This window comes from Streptomyces sp. NPDC001020, assembly GCF_053599115.1.
The window spans coordinates 16,784-38,546 of the sequence record NZ_JBSFLQ010000026.1; the positions used below are offsets into that span (position 1 = coordinate 16,784).

The 21,763-nt window shown below is 69.0% G+C and carries 21 protein-coding genes, 1 pseudogene and 2 riboswitches; of the genes and pseudogenes, 10 read left to right on the forward strand and 12 right to left on the reverse strand.

What is annotated here, in order from left to right:
- Positions 1-89: 89 nt before the first annotated feature.
- The 5 genes from otr(A) to ACWDEX_RS23840 all read right to left on the reverse strand — a co-directional run bounded on the left by otr(A) (position 90) and on the right by ACWDEX_RS23840 (position 3,733).
- On the reverse strand, positions 90-2,075 hold the full coding sequence (gene otr(A), locus ACWDEX_RS23820; protein WP_450465865.1) for a tetracycline resistance ribosomal protection protein Otr(A): 1,986 nt from the start codon (positions 2,073-2,075) through the stop codon (positions 90-92).
- Between the two features lie 157 nt (positions 2,076-2,232).
- Entirely contained in the window at positions 2,233-2,427 is a 195-nt protein-coding gene (locus tag ACWDEX_RS23825; RefSeq protein ID WP_450465866.1) for a hypothetical protein, read from the reverse strand.
- Positions 2,428-2,520: 93 nt separating this feature from the next.
- The gene (locus ACWDEX_RS23830) at positions 2,521-2,958 is read right to left on the reverse strand and encodes a DDE-type integrase/transposase/recombinase (protein ID WP_450465867.1); all 438 of its coding nucleotides are present in this window, start codon (positions 2,956-2,958) and stop codon (positions 2,521-2,523) included.
- On the reverse strand, positions 2,955-3,425 hold the full coding sequence (locus ACWDEX_RS23835; RefSeq protein ID WP_450465868.1) for an IS3 family transposase: 471 nt from the start codon (positions 3,423-3,425) through the stop codon (positions 2,955-2,957). Before ACWDEX_RS23835 ends, ACWDEX_RS23830 begins: the two co-directional genes overlap by 4 nt.
- Positions 3,426-3,427: 2 nt before the next feature.
- Positions 3,428-3,733, reverse strand: coding sequence for a transposase (locus ACWDEX_RS23840; RefSeq protein ID WP_450465869.1), 306 nt, complete (start codon positions 3,731-3,733; stop codon positions 3,428-3,430).
- A 167-nt stretch (positions 3,734-3,900) separates the two neighbouring features.
- Positions 3,901-4,018, forward strand: a riboswitch (cobalamin riboswitch).
- Between the two features lie 61 nt (positions 4,019-4,079).
- Between ACWDEX_RS23840 and ACWDEX_RS23845 the strand changes: the two genes are divergently transcribed.
- A complete protein-coding gene (locus ACWDEX_RS23845; protein ID WP_450465870.1) occupies positions 4,080-4,475 on the forward strand; it encodes a (2Fe-2S) ferredoxin domain-containing protein in 396 nt (131 codons plus the stop codon).
- Positions 4,472-5,158 carry a (2Fe-2S)-binding protein gene (locus ACWDEX_RS23850; protein WP_450465871.1) on the forward strand — a complete coding sequence of 229 codons (687 nt, stop codon included), beginning with the start codon at positions 4,472-4,474 and terminating at the stop codon, positions 5,156-5,158. The genes ACWDEX_RS23845 and ACWDEX_RS23850 overlap by 4 nt, the downstream gene beginning before the upstream one ends.
- A gap of 99 nt (positions 5,159-5,257) precedes the next feature.
- On the opposite strand, the gene ACWDEX_RS23855 is transcribed toward ACWDEX_RS23850, so the two are convergent.
- The 4 genes from ACWDEX_RS23855 to ACWDEX_RS23870 are packed head-to-tail and all read right to left on the reverse strand — an operon-like array spanning position 5,258 to position 8,767.
- On the reverse strand, positions 5,258-5,836 hold the full coding sequence (locus ACWDEX_RS23855) for a histidine phosphatase family protein (RefSeq protein ID WP_450465872.1): 579 nt from the start codon (positions 5,834-5,836) through the stop codon (positions 5,258-5,260).
- Positions 5,833-6,630 carry an ABC transporter ATP-binding protein gene (locus ACWDEX_RS23860; RefSeq protein WP_450465874.1) on the reverse strand — a complete coding sequence of 266 codons (798 nt, stop codon included), beginning with the start codon at positions 6,628-6,630 and terminating at the stop codon, positions 5,833-5,835. The genes ACWDEX_RS23855 and ACWDEX_RS23860 overlap by 4 nt, the downstream gene beginning before the upstream one ends.
- A complete protein-coding gene (locus tag ACWDEX_RS23865; protein ID WP_450465875.1) occupies positions 6,627-7,709 on the reverse strand; it encodes a FecCD family ABC transporter permease in 1,083 nt (360 codons plus the stop codon). Before ACWDEX_RS23865 ends, ACWDEX_RS23860 begins: the two co-directional genes overlap by 4 nt.
- Positions 7,706-8,767 carry an ABC transporter substrate-binding protein gene (locus tag ACWDEX_RS23870; RefSeq protein WP_450465876.1) on the reverse strand — a complete coding sequence of 354 codons (1,062 nt, stop codon included), beginning with the start codon at positions 8,765-8,767 and terminating at the stop codon, positions 7,706-7,708. The genes ACWDEX_RS23865 and ACWDEX_RS23870 overlap by 4 nt, the downstream gene beginning before the upstream one ends.
- Positions 8,768-8,797: 30 nt before the next feature.
- Positions 8,798-8,968, reverse strand: a riboswitch (cobalamin riboswitch).
- Between the two features lie 297 nt (positions 8,969-9,265).
- On the opposite strand from ACWDEX_RS23870, the gene ACWDEX_RS23875 reads away from it, so the two are divergent.
- Positions 9,266-9,760, forward strand: coding sequence for a hypothetical protein (locus ACWDEX_RS23875; protein ID WP_450465877.1), 495 nt, complete (start codon positions 9,266-9,268; stop codon positions 9,758-9,760).
- A 180-nt stretch (positions 9,761-9,940) separates the two neighbouring features.
- A pseudogene (locus ACWDEX_RS23880) lies at positions 9,941-11,166 on the forward strand (IS256 family transposase).
- Positions 11,167-11,605: 439 nt separating this feature from the next.
- Here ACWDEX_RS23880 and ACWDEX_RS23885 read toward each other — a convergent pair.
- Positions 11,606-12,766: an alanine racemase gene (locus tag ACWDEX_RS23885; protein ID WP_450465879.1), complete on the reverse strand. Its 1,161-nt coding sequence runs from the start codon at positions 12,764-12,766 to the stop codon at positions 11,606-11,608.
- A gap of 192 nt (positions 12,767-12,958) precedes the next feature.
- Entirely contained in the window at positions 12,959-13,717 is a 759-nt protein-coding gene (locus tag ACWDEX_RS23890) for a GntR family transcriptional regulator (RefSeq protein ID WP_450465880.1), read from the reverse strand.
- 263 nt (positions 13,718-13,980) lie between these two features.
- Between ACWDEX_RS23890 and ACWDEX_RS23895 the strand changes: the two genes are divergently transcribed.
- The 6 genes from ACWDEX_RS23895 (at position 13,981) to ACWDEX_RS23920 (ending at position 20,669) form a co-directional block, all read left to right on the forward strand.
- The gene (locus tag ACWDEX_RS23895; RefSeq protein WP_450465973.1) at positions 13,981-15,090 is read left to right on the forward strand and encodes an ABC transporter substrate-binding protein; all 1,110 of its coding nucleotides are present in this window, start codon (positions 13,981-13,983) and stop codon (positions 15,088-15,090) included.
- Positions 15,091-15,179: 89 nt separating this feature from the next.
- Positions 15,180-16,013 carry an ABC transporter permease gene (locus ACWDEX_RS23900; protein WP_450465974.1) on the forward strand — a complete coding sequence of 278 codons (834 nt, stop codon included), beginning with the start codon at positions 15,180-15,182 and terminating at the stop codon, positions 16,011-16,013.
- On the forward strand, positions 16,001-16,831 hold the full coding sequence (locus tag ACWDEX_RS23905; protein WP_450465881.1) for an ABC transporter permease: 831 nt from the start codon (positions 16,001-16,003) through the stop codon (positions 16,829-16,831). Before ACWDEX_RS23900 ends, ACWDEX_RS23905 begins: the two co-directional genes overlap by 13 nt.
- The gene (locus ACWDEX_RS23910) at positions 16,828-17,964 is read left to right on the forward strand and encodes an ABC transporter ATP-binding protein (RefSeq protein WP_450465883.1); all 1,137 of its coding nucleotides are present in this window, start codon (positions 16,828-16,830) and stop codon (positions 17,962-17,964) included. The genes ACWDEX_RS23905 and ACWDEX_RS23910 overlap by 4 nt, the downstream gene beginning before the upstream one ends.
- A gap of 121 nt (positions 17,965-18,085) precedes the next feature.
- Entirely contained in the window at positions 18,086-18,775 is a 690-nt protein-coding gene (locus ACWDEX_RS23915; protein WP_450465884.1) for an HAD family hydrolase, read from the forward strand.
- Positions 18,776-18,779: 4 nt separating this feature from the next.
- On the forward strand, positions 18,780-20,669 hold the full coding sequence (locus ACWDEX_RS23920; RefSeq protein ID WP_450465885.1) for a phosphocholine-specific phospholipase C: 1,890 nt from the start codon (positions 18,780-18,782) through the stop codon (positions 20,667-20,669).
- A 619-nt stretch (positions 20,670-21,288) separates the two neighbouring features.
- Here the strand turns inward: ACWDEX_RS23920 and ACWDEX_RS23925 are convergent.
- Positions 21,289-21,750 carry a hypothetical protein gene (locus ACWDEX_RS23925; RefSeq protein ID WP_450465886.1) on the reverse strand — a complete coding sequence of 154 codons (462 nt, stop codon included), beginning with the start codon at positions 21,748-21,750 and terminating at the stop codon, positions 21,289-21,291.
- Positions 21,751-21,763: the final 13 nt, after the last annotated feature.

Sequence of the window (21,763 nt, forward strand, 5' to 3'; positions counted from 1 at the left end):
GAGGGCCTTCCGGGTTCGGTGTGGATTGCGACATCAACATCGAACGACCAGAAGGCTCTCATGCCGCACGGGCGCGGTCCGGTGCCGGTTCAGACGCGCTTGAGTACATGCAGGATGTACTCGTCCCGGTTGAGCGGGTTGGGCCCCTCTGGTCGCGGCCGCACGGGCGGCTGTCCGGCGGTGGGCCGGTGCCCCCGGTGCTCGGCCAGGAACACCCCCTCTCCCTGGGTCAGTGCGGGAACCTGTTGGTTGAAGTCGTGCACGAGGCTGGTCGGCATCGTGCCCTCCAGCCGGAAGATGTCCCCTTCGGCCGTGGGCACGCCGGGAGTCGCGCCCAGCTCCGCCAGTTTCGCCAGCACCGGGCTGAGCCGGGTGGCGGGAACCTCCAGTTCGAAGGAGCTGACCGGCTCGTGCACCTGCGTCCCGGCCTGCCGTAGCGCGTCCATCAGGACCAGTGGCGTGGCCTCGCGGAAGTCGTTGGCCGCGCTGACCGGACTGGCGAAGCCGGTACGGGTCAGGGTGACGGCGCAGTCGGTGACTTGCCAGCCGTACAGACCGTGCCGCAGCGTGGTGTGCACCGCCTCCTCGATAGCCTTGTGGAAGGCCCGTGGGAGCGAGCCCAGTTCCACCGCCAGGCGGAACGTGATGCCCGCGCCCGGCTCGGCCGGTCCGACGTACAGACCCACGGTCGCCCAGAAGTAGTTGCGCGTGCGCGTGTCCAACTCGATCAGCGCCTCGCCCGTCCCCACGGGTTTCTCGATGCAGACCGTGCGGGTCGGGTCGAACCGGACCCGTACGCCGAAGGACTCCGCGAGCGTGCTGCCGAGGATCTCCTTCTGCACCTCCCCGTAGAGGCGGACCACCGCGCCGGCTGCGTTCTCCTCGTCCTGCCGCAGGTCGATCGAGGGGTCCTGCTCGTCCAGCATGCGCAGCGCGGCGTGCAGCCGCCCGGCGTCCGCCGGACGCTCCGGCCTGATCACGGTCTCCAGGCTGGGCGGGGCAAAGAAGTTCCGCGGCGGGGGACCGTCGAAATGCCCGGCCCGGTCACCGACTCGTACGTCCTTCAGACCCCACGCCTGCGCGATGTCCCCGGCAGTCGCCCGGGTCTCACTGGTGGCCGACCCGTGCTCGAAGACCCGCAATGCCGTGATCCGCCCGGCGTGCTCGGTGACCTGGCCCATGTGGTCGATGCGGTGCAGCGTCACTGAGTCTCGGGTGCCCAGCGTGCCGGAGACCAGCCTCAGGTACGCAACGGCCTCCCCGCGCGAACCACGGTCCACCTTGAACACGGTGGCCCGCAGCGGCGCGTCCCCCGCGTCGTGGACCGACGGCAGCAACGCCCGGATACCGCACACCAGATGGTCCAGGCCCACGCCGGTCAGCGCAGACCCGAAGAACACCGGGTGCACCAGACCACGCGCGGTCTGCGCGGCCAGTTCCTCCCCGTACTCCTTCTCGGTCAGCACGCGCTCCTCGTCCAAGTAAGCGGTGAGGAAGGCGTCGTCGTGGTCGGCCAGCAGCTCACCGACCCGGACGGCGAACGCCGGGTCGGTGCCCGGGGCGAGGGCGGTCGCGCGGGCCAGCGGCGTGCCGGCGTCCGCTACGGCCGAGAGCGCCACCGCAGCCGAGGTGAGCCGACCGCGGATCTCCCGCAGCACACCGTCGGGGCACGCGCCGCCCCGGTCGATCTTGTTGACGAAGACCAGCGTGGGGATGCCCAGCCTGCGCAGCGTCCGCATCAGGATGCGGGTCTGCGGCTGGACGCCCTCGACAGCAGAGACGACCAGGACGGCACCGTCGAGCACTCCGAGCGCCCGCTCGACCTCGGAGATGAAGTCGGAGTGCCCCGGGGTGTCGATGAGGTTGACCTTGAGACCGTCCAGGACGAACGTGGCCACGGCGGACCGGATGGTGATGCCGCGCTGCCGCTCCAGCTCCATCGAGTCGGTCTGCGTGGTGCCGGCGTCCACACTGCCGACCTCGTCAATCACTCCGGTGCGGTGCAGCAGGCGCTCGGTGAGGCTGGTCTTGCCGGCGTCAACGTGAGCCAGGATGCCCAGATTCAGCTTGTTCATGGAGGGGGTTCGGATTCCTCTGCGTCGTGATGCGGACCTTTCCTGCCGGATTCGTGGTCGCCTGCCGCATCGTTCCGCCCTCTCCGATGTCGCTCTAATCCGCCCGACGGGGACACACCCACGGGCGTGATCACGGTAGCAAGGGCCGCCGCGGCGGTCAGGGCTTGACGGCGACTATCAGCCAGTCGCCGAGGAGGCTGTCGATCCGTTCCGCCTGCAGGACCCGGAAGCCGGCCTCCTCGATCTCCGCGCGGTATTCATCGACGCTGCTGGACGAGCTGTCGCCGCGGATCAGGCCGTGATTGAGCCGCTGCAGAACGTCGTGCACCGTTGTGGTGGCCGGATCTGTCACCAGGTCGCAGACCGCTGGCCAGCAGAGACCTCGGCCTGCTCCGCGGGGGAGCTCGCAGGATGAAGTTCCCCCGTGATCGTGGACAGCGGATGGTTACGCTGCGGGGGCGAGGTCTTGTGCTGTCAGGGCCCTGGTTTCGACCGGGGTGACGTATCCGTAGACGGGATGCTTCCGTAGGCGTGTGCGGTTGTACTCGACCTCGATGAAGCGAAAGACGTCGGCGCGAGCTGCCTCGCGGGATGCCCAGATCGTGGTACCGATCTCCGCTTTCAACAGTCCGAAAAAGCTCTCAGCTGCGGCGTTATCGTAACATGAGCCAGTTCTGCCCATGCTCTGCCGAAGACCCAACTCCCTTATGAGAGTGCGGTATTCACGCGAGGAGTATTCCGAACCGCGATCCGAGTGCGCGATGCAGCCGTTCTTCAGCCCGCCTCGGCCGACGGCCATCCTCAGCGCGTCGACGACGAGCCCGGCCCGATGGTGGTCGGCCATCGCGTAGCCGACGACCTCGCGGGTGGCCAGGTCGATCACCGTGGCGAGATACCACCAGGGGCCAGCGTGGGCAGGTAGGTGATGTCAGAGACCAGTTTCGTGCCGGGCTCGGTGGCGGTGAAGTCCCGTCCGAGGAGGTCCGGTGACGGGGCCGCCTTCCGGTCCGGCCGGGTCAGGCCGCGGCGCCGGCGACGGGTGATCCCGCGGATGTCGTGCTCACGCATTATCCGCTCGACCCGCTTGTGATTGACCCGGTGCCGGTTCCTCCGCAGCGCGGCTGTGATCCTCGGGGCTCCGTAGGCCCGCCGCGACACGTCGTGGATGTGCCGGATCTCGTCGACCAACTGGTCCTCCTGGCGGGCCCGTTCCTGGGCCGCCGGACGGGCGGCGAGGTAGGCGTAATAGCCCGAGCGAAACACGCCCAGCACTCTGCACATCAGGGCGACACTGTGACCACCGGGGTTCTTCTCGGTGGCCTTCTCCACGTCGATGAACGCGTAGCGCACGGCTACTTCGTCGACTCCCTCGCGAAGAAGGCCGCGGCTTTTTTCAGGACCTCGATCGTCTGCTGCTGTTCCCGGTTCTCCCGACGCAGACGACGCAGTTCTTCCTTCTCATCGCTGGTCAGAGCACCCGAAGACCCCTGGCCCCGATCCGCCCTGTCCTGGTTCGCCCAGTTCCGCAGGCCCTCCGGGCTCACCCCGATCTCCCAGGCAACCTCCGTCACCGTCTTCCCCGACGAATGGACAAGCGCGACCGCGTCCCGCTTGAACTCGGCCGTGTACCGCTTGCTCGTGTTGCTCTTCTTGCTCACTACCTGGAAATGCTTCCTCCGGGACCGACCGTCCCAGTATCAGGCTGTCCAGCCCCACGGGGGAACTTCATCTGAGGCTTTACCCGGCGGTCGAACATCATCCACTGCCGCTGCTGCGGGTCTTGGGGTGGATGGCATGATGGCCCAGGACATGGGCGACGGCGGGCGAGGAAACCGGTGTGAATCCGGTGCGGTACCGCCACTGTGATCGGCGAGCGGATCCCGATGGGCCAACCGTGAGGCGGGAAGGCCGGGACGAGCACAGACCCGAGAGCCAGGAGACTCACGCTGTCGCCTCCTCGAAGAAGCCCGGGGCGGATTTCCCCGGTGAGAGGGAGGATGCGGCATGCCTGAGCAGCTCGCTGATGGAGACCAAGGCAGAGCGGCAGCGGCTGGTGCGGTTCTGTGCCGGGTGGTCGTGTGCCGGGACTGCTGCTGTGGAAGCACCAAGGTGCGGGGTGACCACGCGGCACAGACGGCGCGGCTGCGGGAGGTCGCCCCGGTGCGGATCTCTGAGTGCCTGGATGTCTGCGACCAGGCCAATGTCATCGTCGTGCAGCCCTCAGCAGCCGGGCGGGCGGCAGGGGCCCGACCGGTGTGGCTCGGTCTGGTCAACGACCGTGATGCCACCAAGGACATAGCCGGATGGGTGCGCGCTGGTGGGCCTGGGATGGCGGCCCGTCCCGAGATCCTGGACCTTTACCTGATCGATCCGCCGCACCGCGTGAGGACGACCTCATGAACCACGTCTCGGGTACTCGCGTCGTCGAGGCGCTGCGTGACGTGGCGGCCCTGGGCGGATTCTTCGTCCTCGACACGGTCACGACGCCGCCGGTCCAGGGAGCGGCCCCGGACGGTGGACGGCTCACGCAGGAGGGATTCGCCGCACGTGCCCGGGCGGTCAACGAGCGCTATGCGGCCGCCGAACCGCGGGTCGGGGTCTCCATCGCCCATCTGGGGCTTGCAGCCCGCCTCTGGTCGCCGGTCCTCGCCTGCGCGCTCATCCACGGGATCGTGCCGGCGATGAACACCGTGGAGTGGGCCGGTGACGGCTCGGCTCTCCGTCTGGCCGAGCCTCGAGGGCGATACACGTCGCGGCTGCCGTCCCTCGCCGACGCCGTCCACGCAGAGGTCTACAGTGCGTTGAACAGGGTGGAGGACTCCCTCACCGTGAAGCTGGCGCCTGGTCTGCTGGCCGGCAACTCTGCTTCTGCGATGGTCGGTTCGGCTTCACAGATCCTGAGGCTCAGGCCGAGTCTGCGTGAGCCCCTCACCCATCTGACGCGGGAGCTGCTGGAGAAGGGACGACTGCGGGGAACCGGTCGGTTCACCGGGCCCGATCTGACGTTCCGCCGCCGGAGCTGTTGCCTGTACTACCGGGCACCTGGTGGCACAAAGTGCGGAGACTGCTGCCTGGCACGGTGACCGGTGGACGCGGGGTGGGAGCAGTTCGGTCGACAGCTTCCGCGCAGGGCGCGGCGTTGGCGGTCCTGCTCCTCCCCGCGCCACCATGGCGTTCTCGGCTCAGGGCCCGCTGAGCGGCCGCCCCAGCCGCACATTCCACCGCCCCGTCCGCCCCGACAGCTCGGTGACCGTGAGCGGCGGCACGTCCAGGCGCCAGAACGCCATGGGCGCGGCTCCGATCGCGTGCACCGCCGCCGCCCGTACGATCTCCGGCTCGACCACAGCGACGACCCGCCCGTCCTCGGCGCGTGCTGCGTCGAGCCATGACGCGACCCGCGTGCACAATTCGGTGACGGACTCGCCGGACGGCGCTGCTGACCGTGGGTCGGACAGCCAACGGGCCAGATCCTCCGGGGCGTCGGCCGCTACCTCATCGAGGGTTCTGCCGCGCCACCGGCCCATGTCCAGGGGAGCGAGTTCGGCGGGTGCGGTGAGAGGACCGCCGAACCCGAGGGATTGTGCTGTCTCCCGGCAGCGGGTGGTGGCGGAGACGACGACCATGTCCGCGGGAGGAAGCAAACCGGCCGCGGCTTCTGCCTGCGCGCGGCCCTTGGCGTCCAACGGCGTGCCGTCGTCGAAGCGCCCCTGGCGCAGCGCGACGCCCAGCGCCGGTGACACCAGCAGTACACGCGTGGTCACTGGACCTCACCCGCCGGCACGTCCGATGGCAGGAACGTCACCTGGGGTTTGCCCGTGCGGGGGTGCACGGCGACCTCGGCGGCCACTTCGTAGACTTCCGCCAGCAGGCGCGTGGTGAGTACCTCCTGCGGTGTTCCGGACGCGACGACACCGCCATCGCGCAGGACGTACAGACGATCGCAGTAGTACGCGGCCAGATTGAGGTCGTGCAGGGCTACCAGGACCGTCGCGGGCAGCCGGGACAGGACGCCCAGGGTCTCCAACTGATGCCGGATGTCCAGGTGGTTGGTCGGTTCGTCGAGGACGAGGAGCGATGGCTGCTGTGCCAGGGCCCGGGCGATGAGTACTCGTTGGCGCTCGCCGCCGGAGAGCCGGTCGAAGGGGCGGTCGGCCAGAGCACCGGCGTCTACCGAGGCGAGCGCAGACTCGATCAGCGCGGCGTCCTCTGCCGTATCGCCGGAGAGCAGTCGCTTGTGCGGGGTGCGGCCCATCGCCACGACCTCGCGCACGGCCAGGTCGAGGCCGGCTGGTGCGTCCTGCACCACTGCGGCGAGGGTGCGCGCCAGGCGGCGCGGGGGAAGCGACCAGGCATCGACACCGTCCACGCGCACCGCTCCGGCCTCCGGACACAGCACTCGGTAGACGGCCCGCAGCAGGCTGGACTTGCCGCTGCCGTTGGGGCCGACGAGGCCGATCGTCTCGCCCGGCCGGGCCGTCAGCGTGACCTCATGAACGAGTCGCCGGGCGCCCGCGGTGAGAGTGAGGCCGTCGACGAGGAGTTCTGCCGCCTTCATACCGATCCTCCCGCGCTCCTGCGGGCGTCGCGCCGCATCAGCCACAGGAAGAACGGTCCTCCGCACAACGCGGTCAGGACGCCGACCGGGATCTCCGTCGGTGCCGCGACGGTCCGTGCCGCGATGTCGGCCAGGACGAGGAACGCGGCACCGCCAAGGGCCGCCGCCGGCAGTACGCGCCGGTGATCGCCGCCGACGACAAGCCGCACGATGTGCGGCAGCATCAGGCCGACGAAGCCGATCGGACCGGCCGCCGCGACCAGCACCCCGGTCACGAGCGAGATCAGGACGAACATCCGGGCACGGAACCGTGCCACGTCCAGGCCCATCGTCGCGGCGGCCTCCTCCCCGGCGAGCAGCAGGTTCAGATGCGGGGCCTGCACCATGAGAACGACGATCCCGAGGAGCAGCGCCAGACCGGGCAGCCACAACGACCCCCAGGACACACCGCCCAGGCCGCCCAGAGTCCACGCGAGCACGGCACGGACCTCGTCGGCCTGGTCTGTGGTCAGGAGCAGCAGATTGACCAGCGCGCTGAGCACCGATGCGACCGCCACCCCGGCCAGGATCAGCCGAAGCGAGGTGATGCGACCGCCCGTGCGCGCGGCCGCGTAGACGAGGACCAAGGCGCCCAGCGCCCCCGCGAACGCGGCCGCTGACAGCGACACCGTTCCGAAGACGCTCACCCCGAAAACGATGACCGCGACCGCGCCGAGGGAGGCACCGGAGGACACCCCGAGGAGATACGGCTCGGCCAGCGGATTGCGCACGAGGGCCTGCAATGCAGTTCCGACGACAGCCAGTCCGGCACCGGTGACCGCACCGAGCAGGACGCGCGGCCCCCGTACGTCGAGGACGATGGTCTCTCGTGCCTGGCTCCAGGTGGGATCGCTGCGGTCGGCGCCGAGCGCGTGCAGCACGATGCCCCAGACCTCACCGGGAGGCACCCGTACCGAGCCGAGGGCGAGCCCGGCCGTCACCGAGGCGACGAGCACCGCGGTGAGAACGACGAGGGTGGCGGCGAACGACACCCGGCGGCCGCGCTCCACCGCAGTGAGTTCCGCGGTGGCCGATGTCACTTGAAGCTCTCCGGGTGCAGTTCGCGCGCCAGGTCGTCCACCGCGGCGGCGGAGCGGACGCCGACCAGGGTGTCGGTCAGCGGCAGCACGACGAAACGCCGGTGCTTGATGGCCGGCACATCGGCGAGGGCCGGCTGGGAGAGCAGGTACTTCTTCTTCTGAGCGACGCTGCCGGAGCCCTCGTAGTCATAGATGGCGATGACCTCAGGCCCGCGCTCGATCACCTGCTCCCAGGAGACGTCACCGAACACGTCGTCAAGGTCGGAGAAGACGTTCTTGCCGCCGGCCAGGCGGATCAATTCGTTGCCCAGGCCCTTGCCGCCGGCCGTGAAGGCGGACTTGTCGCCGCTGTCGTACACGAACACGGAGACGTCACGCTCACCCTTCACCGCCCCGCTCGCCTTGTCGACCTGCGTGCGCAGCTTCGACACCAGCCGGGAGGCCCGCTCGGAGACGCCGAAGATCTTGCCGATGGTGCGTATCTCGGCGTAGGTGTCCTTCATGGTCACCTTCTTCGTGCCGTCGCAGTTCTCGCGGTTGAGGTAGGTGTCGATGCCCGCGTCGGCGAACGCCTCGCGCGAGCGGCCCTCCTTCTCGGCGAACGCGCTGGCGTAGCCGCCGTAGACGAAGTCAGGATCGGCGTCCAGGACCTTCTCGAACGACGGTGCCTTCTTCGACAGCCGCGGGATCGCCGCGTATTCCTTGCGCAGCGCGGGCAGGACCGCTGAGTCGGGGTACGACGTGCCAGCCATCCTGTCCTTCAGCCCCAGCGAGAGCATGAGCTCGGCGGGGTGCTGGTGGATGGTCACCGCGCGGGACGGGGGTTTGGTGTACGTCGTCTTCACACCGCAGTTGTCGATGGTGACGGGGAAGCCCTTGGCTGCCGGGACCGAGGTCTTTGGGGAGCCGGTGTCGGCGCCGGACGCACCACAGCCTCCGGTCAGCAGGATCGCCGACAGTGCAGTGACTGCCGCGCCGACGCGCACTGGGCGGCGCCCGCGCAGGGCCGTGTGCGACGGAGGGATCGGAGAAAGGGGACGGTTGTGACCGTCATGCATGGAAAGCCTCCTGCGGAGTCCGCGCTCCTCGGATCGGGCCCGCGACAGGCCAGTTTCCTGACTCCTGCGCGACACGCCTATGAGGGGTGACGCGCGGTCACAGTGGCGGGACCGTGCCGGATTCGCACCGGCTTCCTGTTTCCCGTCGCGGTGTTGACATGGTGATAGTACGGAGTGGCGGCCCACTGACAAACGCGGCTGCTCATGCGCCGCCTCATCCCCGTCCTTGCGCGGCGGGCCGCCCTGTGGATCGAAGCAGCCCCTGCCTGTACGTCTTCGTATGTGCCTCCGGGATCGCCGACGACGTTCAACACGATCAACAAGTCCTGTGCGAGGCGTACGGCATGGGCGTCCTGATCGGCTCGTACGAGCCCCACAAGCCGAGGCCGACGGCGGCGGGGGCCTTCTCCCGTCGGTGCAGCAGCAGGGTGCTCCCCGGGGGTAACGGGCGAGAAATCCGCGTGCCGGGCCGGCGTGGCGCACGGTAGAACACAGGGTGTGACCGTCTTCTTCTGCGCCAAGTGCGGCACCGCGCTCACCGGGGACCTGGCGGCCCTGCTCGCCGTCCCGGACGTCGACGATCCGGACACCAGCCGGAACAAGAAGACTAAGCGGGCCCGCTCCACCGTCCCGCGCGGGCACTATGCCATCGACCCCGACCCGTGGGGCGCGCCCTTCGTCCCGGCCACCAAACCCCGCCAGCACGCCCGCAGCACGGGCCGTGAACCGCTGCGGCCCGACACCGGGTCCACCGTCTCCGCGGGTCCGCGCAGCACCGTCGTCGTTCACCCCGACGACGTCCTCCCGCGCCTCGCTCCCTTCACCTGCGGGGACAACCAGACCGGATGCTGCGGCCCCACCGGCGCAGCCGGCCCCAACCTGGCCTGCGCCTGCGGCTCACGCCTGGCCACTTGGGCCGCCGACTGCATGGGCCCCAACGAACTGCACCTCGACCCCGTCCGTGTCCACGCCTGGCATCCCGACCCGGCATGACCGCACGCAACCCGCTGCACGATCGGGGCCGGCGACGCCGGCCCACGCCGTGAGAGCCCCTGGTCGCCCGGGATGGTGTCCCGTCGAGTGGTGTAGCAGCGATCTCTGCATAGCCCCTGGTCATAGGGCGGCCATCGCGCAACTCTCCGAGTAGAGAAGCTCGTTGAGAGAGGTGACGCGATGGCCTTGTCCCAGCATGACTTACTCCGGCTGATGGAGTCACTGCGTACGGCGGACGGAATCGAGTTGATCAGGGCTCTGGCCCAACGGATTCTGCAGGAGCTGATCGAGGCCGAGGCCACCACGTTCATCGGGGCGGAGCCCGGCGAGCACACCGAGACCCGCACCAATCTGCGCAACGGCCATCGCAGCAAGACGCTGACCACGCAGGCCGGGGATCTGGACCTGGCTATCCCCAAAGTCCGCACCGGCAGCTTCTTCCCGAGGTTGCTGGAACGCCGGCGCCGGGTCGACCGGGCCCTCTACGCGGTCATCGTCGAGGCGTACGTCCACGGCGTGTCCACCCGCAGCGTCGATGACCTGGTCAAGGCGCTGGGAGCGGACACCGGTATCTCCAAGAGCGAGGTCTCCCGGCTCTGCGCAGGGCTGGACGCCGAACTCACCGCCTTCCGCACCCGACCGCTGGACCACATCCGCTTCCCCTACATCTACCTGGACGCCACCTACTGCAAGGCCCGCGTGAACCACCAGATCGTGTCCCAGGCCGTGGTCATCGCCACCGGCATCACCGAGGACGGCGGCCGCGAGGTGCTGGGGTTGATGGTCGGGGACAGCGAGACCGAGGCATTCTGGAGCGAGTTCCTGCGCTCCCTGCGCGAACGAGGCCTGAACGGGGTCCGCCTGGTCATCACCGACCATCACAGTGGCCTGGTCAAGGCCGTGCGCAAGGTCATGCTGGGCGCCGGCTACCAAAGGTGCCGCGTTCACTTCCTGCGCAATGTCTTTGCGGTGATCCCGAAGGACTCCGCGGAGATGGTCGCGGCGACCATCCGCACAGTCTTCGCCCAGCCACACGCGGCAGCCGTCCGGGCCCAGCTCGACACCGTCGCGGACATGCTCGGTCGACAGTTTCCCAAGGTCAGGGCCATGCTCCTGGAAGCAAAGGAGGACCTGACCGCGTTCGCGGACTTCCCTGATCGGCACTGGAAGAAGATCCAGTCGACCAACCCGCTGGAGCGGATCAACCGCGAGATCAAACGCCGGACCGACGTCGTCCAGATCTTCCCCACCCCGACGCCCTCGAACGCCTCACCACCGCCGTGCTCGTCGAGATGCACGACGAATGGATCGCATTCCCCCGCCGCTACCTCCCCGAAGGCAGCATGGACACGATCTACCCAGCTGAAGAACAGCCCGACACGGCTACACCACTACAGGGGACATGACCCCGCCCGGCCCGACGCCCCGGCCCGAAACAGTTACGGACGGACCGATCTCAAACGAGCCCCGAGCCAGGAGCGTCTTTCAAAGTCCGATACCGCAGGCGCTGTGCGCCGTTCCCCGGGTGGAGGCCTGCATGACGCGAGCTCAGGGACCACCCCTGGCCGGTGATCGGCCGCAGACTATGGCGGTCGTTTAGGGGACGGGAGCAAGAACACCACGACGGCAGCGGAGCAGCATGGCCTGGCCGACGGACCTGAGTGGGCATTTAGAGATGGTTTATATCGGTAAGTAACTTTCACGGCCGTCAGACTTGAGGCGTTTGCCTCATACGCGCACCCTCGATTCCATCGAGCTTCGAACTTGGCCGCCCGTTTGCTCCGGTTCTCGCGTATGAAGTCCGGACTCTCGCCACTGGCGGCGAGGACGGGGCCACCAGGGTCATCAGCGGAATCGGGGGTGCCACACGTCTTGGATGCGGCCTTCGTCGTCGATCACGGTGATGTCGGGCCACCGGTCGAAGGCGGAGCACGGGTGTGAGATTCCGAGGTCGACTTCATCACCCACGTCCAGGCCGTGGGCATCCGTGAGGACCAGGTGGTGGTCGTAGATATGGGCCGCGGTGGCCCGCGCGGCCGCCCTCGGCGCACCCTGTGCGTCGCGGGAGCTGATGAGGACCGGCAGTCCGGCGTCGTAGGGCAGTTCACGTTTTCCGGCGCCGACGACGACCTGTCCTGGTTCCGGTGTGGAGAGCACGACCGCCCGAACGGTCAGCGCCGGCCGCAGTCCCGGCAGTGGCGAGACGTCGGCATACGTGCCGTGGTCGTGTGTGACGTAGCAGCCCGACCGCAGGACGGGCACCACCGGCGGACAATCAGGTGACTTTGCGAGTTGTGAAAAGGTGCGGAGGACCCGGTCGGGGAAGGCGGAGCCACCCATGCTGAAGACGGGCCGCGCTGTCTGGAACAGCGGTGTCAGGCTGCGGAAGAGCGAGACTGCCTGCTGGCAGTGTGCGTCGACGTCCGCGACCGTGGCTGCGTCCCGGCGATTCGGCCGGACGCCCTCGTAACCTGCGACTCCGGCCAGGAGAAGTCCTGGCGATGTCTGGCATGCAGTGGCGAGGCCATGCGCCGCAGCGGACTCCCGCACGCCGGTTCGTCCGCCTTGCACACCGATGTCTATGAGGACGCGCAGGGGATTGCGTGCCCCCTCCATGGCCGCCCGCGCCAGGCCCACGCCTACCGTCGAGTCCACGAAGCAGTAGAGCTCAAGATCAGGTGTTTCGTCGAGCCATCGCCTCAGGAGGGCGAGGTCGGGGCGGTGAATCACCTGGTTGGCGATGATGATCCGCCGCACCCCCCAGCCCAGCGCTATGCCGCACTGTCGCACCGTGGCGACCGTCACCCCCCACGCCCCGGCGGCCGTCTGCCGCTCGACGATGGGGCGTGTCATCGTGGTCTTGATGTGCGGACACAGTTCCACGCCCTGATCACGGCACCAGTCCGCCATGAGGCGCACATTGTGTTCCAGTGCCCGCACGTCGAGCCGAAGCTGGGGCATCTCAGGCACTCGGCGTGCGGTGAGTGCCGTGTCGTCGTGGTCCATCAGTCCTCCAGGTTCTCGGTAACCGGCCGCGCGCCCGTGGTGGCACCTCGGTCAGGAGCACTCGGACTCAGCTGAACCCGGTTCTCCGGTCGGCGGCACCGCGCATGGGCGGACTACCCTCGCGCGGCAGGCTACGGCAATGACGACCGGCTCGTTCGGTCACGGCCGACGCGCCGCCTTTGGGACGATCGGTCAGCCGCGTCGGCGCAGCAGAGCCGTCGTCGCCACTGAATTGTGCACCGTGAAGGCAACCGTGCCCGGCACGAAGCGGTCGTCCGACCACAGCAACGGTCTGCCCGTCTGGTCCGTGGCCCGCCGCCGCTCTCGCATCAGTGGCGCGTCGGGCGCGCAGCCGAGCAGGCGCGCATCGTCGGCCTCGGCGTGGACGAGGTCGATGGTGTGTTCCGTGTCCGCGAACACCACTCCCTCCTCCGTCAGCGACTCGGTGTGTGACACCGCATCGTGCTCAAGGCGGGCGATCATGGCACCGATGTGCTCGGGGTAGAGGGTCCGCTCGATCATGATCGGAACACGCGCCAGCGTCCGTAGCCGCAGGACCCGGTAGATCTGCGCCCCAGGCTCGAGGCCGAGTTGCTCGCACTCCGACGGGTTGGCCGGTCGGCTTTCGATGTCGATCGTGCGGCCGCCCGGTTCCTCTCCGAGCGCGCGTGCCCAGCGGGTGAAGCTGAGCAGTTCGAAGAAGCTCTGGGTGCGTGCGGTGCCGAGCACGACGCGCCGCGTGCCCCGTCTGGACGTGACCAGGCCGTTGGCGCGCAGCACCGCCAGTGCCTGACGGACGGTGCCGCGTGACACGCCGTACTGCTGGGCGAGTTGTTCCTCGCTGGGCAGCCGGCCGTCCGACCCGAAGGAGCCGACGGCGATGGCCTCACGCAAGTCGGCCGCCAACCGTCGATACCGGGCTCCGGTGGTGCCGCCCCCCGCGACCGCCATGTCGTTCTCCTTCTCTCAGCCGCCCATCGACGCTCTGACGAGACCCTATCCGCTCACCGAGCCTGGCTCACCGGCCGGGCGCTCTCGCTGCGGGGCTTGCGAATGTCTTCCCCAGAGGCTCGTCGGCCCGTTCCTCGGCGTTCACCCTCCATACACGGCCCTCCGAGGTAATGGGCCAAGTTGTACAGCCAACTTTTTCCTTTCGGGAGACCCCTGTGAGACTGCACCGCATTCGCTCGGCGGGCCTTGCCTGCTCCCTCGCCATGGCCGCGCTCGGGCTCAGCGCATGCGGCGTGACCAGCACAAACGAGGTCAACGGCAGCGACAGCAAGGCCGCGACCGCCACCTCGGCAAAGGACCTCGGCGGCATGGACGCCCTCGTCGCTGCCGCGAAGAAGGAAGGCAAGTTGAACGCCATCGCTCTTCCTCGCGACTGGGCGAACTACGGCGAGATCATCGACACCTTCGAGAAGAAGTACGGGATCAAGGTCGAGGTCGAGAACCCCGACGGCTCCAGCCAGGACGAGATCACCGCGGCCACCTCCCGCAAGGGTCAGGACCGGTCTCCGGACGTCATCGACGTGGGCAGCGCCTTCGCCGTCAGCGCGGCCGAGCAGAACATGCTGGCGCCGTACCGGGTCAGCGCGTTCAACCAGATCCCGAAGACACAGAAGGACGCCCAGGCCCGCTGGTACAACGACTTCGGCGGCTATGTCTCGATCGGCTGTGACGCGAACCGCGTCAAGAAGTGCCCCAAGACCTTCGCCGACCTGCTGGATCCGCAGTACAAGGGTCAGGTCGCGCTGACCGGCAACCCCACGAAGTCCGGCTCGGCCTTCGGCGCCGTGTACGCCTCGGCCCTCGCCCGCAAGGGTTCCTTCGACGACATCAAGCCCGGCCTGGACTTCTTCGCCGACCTGAAGAAGGCCGGCAACTTCAACCCTGTCGAGTCGAGCCCCGCGACCATTCAAAAGGGTGAGACGCCGATCAACATCACCTGGGACTACCTCAACACCGGATACGCGGACGATCTGCGCGGCAAGGGCGTCGACTGGAAGGTGAGCATCCCGTCCGACGGCGCGTACGCCGAGTACTACTCGCAGGCGATCGTGAAGTGGGCACCGCACCCGGCCGCGGCCCGCCTGTGGCAGGAGTTCCTGTACAGCCCCGAGGGCCAGAACCTGTGGCTCAAGGGCCACGCCCGCCCCGTGCTGATGCCGGCGATGCAGCAGTCCGGGACCCTCGACGCGGCCCTCGCCGCCAAACTCCCGCAGACACCCGGCAAGGGCACGATCGCCTTCCCGACCGAGGGTCAGATCAGCAAGGCCAAGCAGACAGTCGTCCAGGGCTGGGCCCAGGCAGTCGCCGGATGAGCGCCGTCCAGACGGCCGGGGGCGACAGCCGGACCCGCTCCTACGGCAGCAAGGCCGGCCTCGGGCCGCCCCGGCGGCGCGTCCCGCGCATGGCAAGCTGGCTCGGTGCCGCGCCGCTGCTCGTCTTCGCCGCCGTGGTGTTCGGCCTGGTTCTCGCGACGATGGTGGTCGGCGCCTTCACGACGCCGGAGTCCGCGCCGGGAGGAGCCCGCCTCACCGGCGCGAACATGAGCGCCTCGCTGCACGGCCCCTACCTGACCGCGTTGATCGGCAGTGTCAAACTCTCCGCCGTCTCCGCGTTGATCGCCACCGTGGTCGGCCTGCCGATCGCCCACGTGATCGTGACCTCGCGCTTCCGAGCCCTGCGCGAGGCGGTCCTGGCCGCATCGGGCGTACTGGCGAACTTCGGCGGCGTGCCGCTCGCATTCGCATTCGTGGCCACGCTCGGCAACGCCGGCGTCCTGACGAGCCGATTCCACCTGCGCAGCCACGGCTGGAACCTGTACAGCTTCTGGGGTCTGACCTTGGTCTACCTTTACTTCCTCATTCCGCTCATGGTGCTCACGCTCACCCCGGCTCTGGAGGGGCTGCGGCGGCAGTGGCAGGAGGCCGCCCGCAACAACGGCGCGAACGCCTTCCTGTACTGGACGCATGTCGCGCTGCCGATCCTCATGCCATCGCTGCTCGGCGGCTTTGTGCTGCTGTTCGGCTCCGCGTTCAGCGCCTACGCGACCGCCGCAGCGATGGTCGGCAGCTCGGTACCGCTGGTCACCATGCAGATCGCGGACGCGTTGTCCGGGAACGTCCTGGTCGGCCAGGGCAACGTCGCGCTCGCGCTCGGCGTTGACATGGTGCTGGTCGCGGGGCTCGTCGTGGCCATTCAGCTGCCACTGCAGCGCAGGAGCGCGCGATGGCTCGCCTGACCACGCTCCGATACGGGCGCGCCGCCGTGTTGTTGGTCACTGGTGCGTACTTCCTCGTCCCGCTCGCATGCGCCGTCGCCTTCAGTATCGGCGCGGGCGTCCCAGGTCAGCGCATCGGCTTCGAGGCCTATACCGGCATCTTCAGTGCCGGCGGCTTCACCGACAGCCTCGTTCTGACCCTGAAACTGGCCACCGCCACCATCGCGCTCGTCATGGGTCTGCTCGTGCCCGCTCTGGTCACGGTACGGCTGGCCGCGCCACGCCTGCGCACACTCGTCGAGATCGTGTGCCTGCTGCCGCTGGTCGTACCCGCTGTCGCCCTGGTCGCCGGCTTCAGCGCGGTACTGCGCTGGGGATCGGACCATGCCGCCGGTACGCCGCTCTTCCAAGCCCTGGTCGCGCTCCAGAACCCGCAATTCCCCCTCGTCCTGGTTCTCGCGTACACGCTGATGGCGCTGCCGCTGGCATACCGCACGCTCGACACCGGGCTCGCAGCCATCGACCTGCGCATGCTCGTCGAGGCCGCCCGGGCCTGCCGGGCGCCATGGCCGCGCACCCTCCTGCACGTGGTGCTGCCCAACCTGCGCGGGGCGCTGCTCAACACGGCGTTCCTGACCCTGGCGCTGGTGCTCGGCGAGTACACCGTTGCGGCGATCCTCGGCTATCAGCCGTTCGCCGTGTGGATCCTCGCCATCAGCGGCTCGCAGGCCCAGATGTCGGTGGCCGTTTCGGTGTTGGGGCTGCTCGTCACCTGGGTGCTGTTGCTGATCATCGCCACCGCCGGCCGCGCTCGCCGTCGTCCCAAGGAGACCTCATGACCGACCTGACAATCGATGTCGAAACCATCAGCCGGACGCGGACCGGTGCCACCGTCGAGTTCCGCGGGCTGCATCGTTCCTTCGGCGCCACGACGGCGCTGGACGGCCTGGACCTGACGGTCGAGCCGGGTGAGTTCGTGGCACTGCTCGGCCCGTCCGGATGCGGCAAGACCACCGCACTGCGGACCCTCGCCGGATTCGAACGGCCCGACTCGGGCACGTTGCTCGTGGACGGCGAGGACATCACGGGCGTTCCCGCCCACCGCCGCGACGTGGGCATGGTGTTCCAGTCCTACAGCCTCTTTCCGCACCTGACCGCCATCGACAACGTCGCCTTCGGGCTGCGGATGAGTGGCGTCGGCAAAGCCGCGCGGCGGGCTCGCGCCGCCGAACTCCTGGAGCTGGTCGGTCTGCCGCAGCACGCCGGCCGCTTCCCGCATCAACTGTCCGGAGGCCAACAGCAGCGGATCGCCCTCGCGCGGGCTCTGGCACTGCGGCCACGCGTGCTGCTGCTCGACGAGCCGCTGTCGGCGCTCGACGCACAGGTACGCCTGACGCTCCGCGAGGAGATCCGCAGTCTCCAGCAGAAACTGGGCATCACCACCCTGTTCGTGACACACGATCAGGAGGAGGCCCTGTCCATGGCCGACCGGGTCGCGGTGATGCGTGCCGGAAGACTGGAGCAGTGCGCACCTCCGGCGGAACTGTACGAACGCCCTGCGACCGCGTTCGTCGCCGAGTTCGTGGGCGTGATGAGCCGGATCCCGGCCCGGGCCGGGGCGGACGACGGGACCGTGGACGCGCTCGGCCGCTCGCTGCCCGTCCACGGGAGGCTCCCGGGCGCCGCCGAGGTCGCCGGTGGAACGGGTGAAGTGGACGTCCTGGTACGGCCCGAGGCCATCGAGGTCACGGCGGACGGCACGGGCACATCCCGCATCGTGGGGGCGGCGTTCCTGGGTGCGACGACACGGCTGACCGTGCGGCTGACCGACGGCGGCGAGGTGATGGCCGATGTGCCGACCCACGCCATGGCCACGCTCCCGGTCGGTGCGGCGGTGACGCTGACACTGCCGGACCGCCCCGTGCTCGTGGATCGTCACCGCCGAGGAAACAGTGGCCGCGGCGGGAGCTGACGGTTCCCGCCGGTGCCCGGCCGGACGACGCCGTCGATTCGGACCAACCCACCTGACGCCCGGCAGCCGACGCGCGGAGCCCGCGCCTTTGCCTGTTCGCCACACACCGGAGAAACCCACCTTGAACCATCGCATCGCAGCGCCCGGCCTTCCCGCTGCCGTTCTGTTCGACATGGACGGCACGCTCGTCGACACCGAACGGCTGTGGTGGGCCACGGCGGAACAGGTCGCCGACAGGATCGGGCGGCCACTGACCGACGCGGACATGCCTCACGTGCTGGGCCGCCCGGCCACGCACACCGCCGCCCATCTGCACCGCACCGCCGGCCCGGCGGCCCCCGACCTCGCCACCCTCGTCACCGAACTGGATGCTGCCTTCGCCGCCCGTGTCGCCCGCGAGATCGTCCCGCGCCCGGGCGTACTGCGCCTGCTGAACGAACTGGCCGCGGCAGCCGTGCCCGCGGCGATCGTCTCCGCTTCGCCGCGCCATGTCGTCGACCTGGTACGCAAGGCGCTGGGTGAGGACCGGTTCGCTCTGACCGTCGCCGTCGAGGACACCGCCCGCACGAAGCCCGCGCCCGACCCCTACCTCGCCGCGGCCGCCGCCCTGGGCGTCGAACCGCACGCGTGCGTGGTCGTCGAGGACACGCCCACGGGGGTCGCCGCGGCCGAGGCCGCCGGGTGCACGGTGCTGGCCGTGCCCTCCACCGTACCGATCCAGCCCGCGGCCAACCGGACCGTCCTCGACTCCCTGGAGCGTGCCGACCTGGGCTTGCTCGCCTCCCTCCTCACGTCGGCGGAAAGGAACTAACGCCATGGACGACATCCGGCACGTCGTGATCCTGATGCAGGAGAACCGCAGCTTCGATCACTATTTCGGCACACTGAACGGCGTGCGCGGCTTCGACGACCGCCAGGCCCTGACGTTCCCGAACGGCGACAGCGTCTTTCGCCAGCCCGCCCTGGCCCGGCCCGACGGCGGTCATCTGCTGCCTTACCGTATGGACTCCACGAAGTTCAACGCGCAAAACGCCGACGGCCTGCCGCACGACTGGGAGAGCGGTCACGAGGCCATCAACAACGGCGCGATGAACCGCTGGACGTCCGCCAAGGGCGAGCAGAGCATGGGCTACCTCACCCGTGACGACATCCCCTACCAGTACGCGCTGGCCGACGCATTCACGCTGTGTGACGCGTACTTCTGCTCACTGGCCGGGCCCACCAGCCCCAACCGCCTCTACCTGTGGACCGGCACGGTCGGCCCGGGCCGCGACGGTACGACGGGCCCGTGGATCGACAACACCCCGCTGCCCGAAAGCCCGGTCTGCGACTGGACCACCTACGCAGAGCGCTTGTCGGCCGCCGACGTCACCTGGCGCGTCTACCACACGCCTGGTCTGGACGAGCGCTACGGCAACTACGAGGACAACGCCCTTGAGTACTTCGGCCAGTTCCACACCTTCGACAAGGACGACCCGCGTTACATCAACGCGATGACGAAGTGGGACCTGTCGGCGTTCGACGCGCACTGCAAGGACGGCACCTTGCCGACGGTGTCCTGGCTGGTCTCGCCCTACCTGTTCTGCGAGCATCCGACCGCCAGCCCCGCCTATGGCGCGCATTGGGTGAACACCGCTCTTCAGTCGCTGTTCGCGAACCCGGAGGTGTGGCGGCACACGGTGTTCCTCGTGATGTACGACGAGAACGACGGCTACTTCGACCACGTGGTGCCGCCGTTCCCGCCCGCAAGGACCCCTGAGGAGTTCGTGGACGGGCAGCCGATCGGGCTGGGCAACCGCGTTCCGCTGTGGGTGATATCGCCGTGGTCGCGTGGCGGCTGGGTCAACTCCCAGGTCTTCGACCACACCTCCGTGCTGCGCTTCCTCGAGCTCGTCACCGGCGTGCGGGAGCCCAACATCTCGCAGTGGCGCCGCGCCGTGTGCGGTGACCTCACGAGCTGCTTCGACTTCACCCGGCCCGACTTCTCGATCCCCGTACTGCCGGACACCCGCGAACTGGTGGAGCAAGCCGATGCGGCGATGGAGCTGCCGGCGGTGGAGCTCCCGGCGCCGGGCGCACAGGTCATGGCCACCCAGGAGCCGGGTGGCACGCGCCCGCACCGGCCGCTGCCGTACCGCCCCTGGGTCGACGTCGCCGTGGACCGCGCCACCGGCAAGGTCACCTGCACGCTCGCCAACGAGGGAACGGCGGCCTTCCACTTCACGGTGTTCCCGAACATTGCCCGGCCGTTCGCCGGAACGCCGTTCACCGTCGCACAGCACAGCACCGCCGCCTACGTGTGGGACGCCATACGCACCGGCGGACGCTACGACTTCACCGTCCACGGCGCCGACGGATTCGTCTGCCGCTTCGCGGGGACAGTGGCGGGGGTCGACGAGGACGACAGCGGCGTCCCTCGGGTGGCGGCGGTCCTGGAGAGCAGCGATCCGGACAACGCGTCGGTCGAGTTGCGGCTGGGCAATGACGGCGGGACCTCCGTGTGCTTCACGATCGCCCCGAACGACTTCGGCGGTACGGCGCGCACTCAGCTGGTCGGCCCGCGCGAGCAGGTCACCTTGACGTGGCCCACGGACGACGGGCGGTACGACATCACCATCACCGCTGACGGCGACACGGGCTTCGCCCGGCGATACGCGGGGACGGTCCACGCGGCACCGGACGCGAGTGCGGCCACTGCCGCCTGAGCCGTCGCGCTCAGGCAGCAGTCGCCTCTGTCCGCTTTCATGCCATGCTGCGGCTGGTGCGGGGGAGTCGGCCGCCCGCCTCGGGTGGCGGTGCACCGCGTCGGCCGCCTTTGTCGGCATTTGCCCCAGGGGTCGCCATGCACTGCTTGATTGCGGACCGGGGGCGCCGGGCGACGGCGAGGGTGAAGAGGTCCGGTCGGCCGGAGGACTTGCACAAGGTCCCGGACGCGCCCTCTTCCTTGCCGTCCGCGTTCCATCAAGCGTGTCCTCGGGGCCGGCGGAATGGCCGCTTGTGCCGGTGGCGCGAAAGGCGCCGTACGGGGTTCCCGTGCGGCGCCTCCACTTGTGGGCAGGCCGCGTTACTTCAGCGCGTACGCCCGGCTGACGGTCTGGACCGTGCGGTTGCCCGCCTTGTCCCAGACCTCGGCCTCGAGTTGCGGACCTTGGCGTAGTCGGCCTTCTTGCTGGGGGTTGACAGGTTCGCCGGGATGCCGGTGTCCCAGTCGTACTGGCCCGTGTACTGGTAGCGCGACTCCTTGATGCTCCGGACGTCGATCGTGGTCCGGCCGGCAACTATGACGAAGGCCGCAGGCTCACCTCCGACGTCGCGGCCGCATTTTCACGTCGACTTGGCCCGAAGGTCGGCCCAGTGCCCCACCTCCTGCGGATCGGGGGGATCAGGGCGGTAGCCGGGATCCCTCTCGCGCCGTAGTCTGACACGCGCATGAACCAGCGCATCCTTCGGTAGGGGAGGCGCGCGTCGGCCCACCAGGATCCACAGCCACCCGTTGTCGTGGAGGGGTGCATCGGCGAAGTCCTCGGTCAGAGCGCAGGCGAGTGGATCGCGGATGCTCCGCGGTGGGCGCTGCGCGCCGGCGGCTTCGCGCCCGATCCGCTGACTGGCGCTGTGCCGGTGCTGCACCCAGCCGCCGTTCGGCGCCCGCTCGCCCGGCTCGACGGCGATGTGCCGGATGAGACAATCGGCGCCTTCCTTGTGGTGCGGGATCGTCGGATTACGCCAGAGCGTCGATGATGACGACCCACCGCTCTCGCAACTCTCCAGGCCCGGGTCATCGCCCAAACCAACCACCCAA